Origin of the sequence: Staphylococcus sp. GDX8P54P, from assembly GCF_017893165.1 — a bacterium.
GTDB lineage: Bacteria > Bacillota > Bacilli > Staphylococcales > Staphylococcaceae > Staphylococcus > Staphylococcus borealis.
Genome location: NZ_JAESMM010000053.1, coordinates 1,281 through 1,568, shown reverse-complemented (window position 1 = coordinate 1,568; position 288 = coordinate 1,281). Strand labels below are relative to the sequence as shown.

At 29.9% G+C, this 288-nt stretch carries 1 pseudogene; it reads right to left on the bottom strand.

Annotated features, from left to right (window positions below):
- Window positions 1-191: pseudogene (locus KA909_RS12530) on the bottom strand (phage major capsid protein); the annotation flags it as partial.
- Window positions 192-288: the final 97 nt, after the last annotated feature.

The following is a 288-nucleotide window of genomic DNA, read 5'->3' as shown; positions in this document are numbered from 1 at the left end:
ATACCGTTGTCTACTACACGATTATTCACTTCTGCTGAAATTTCTTCTTGTAAATCGTTTGATAATGCATCAAACATTTCTCCAAATGCTTTTGATTGTTCTTCATCACTTGCACCATTGCGAACTAATTCTGCAAAATGTGCTTTATGGTCTTGATAGTTCTTTAATTTTTCTCCGACTTTAATAGCCATAATATTCCTCCTTAAATTTATGCATAAAAAATAGCCATTAACATTAATTGTTAATAGCTACTTAAAATGCAAATCTCGAAAATTTATTTTCTTTTGG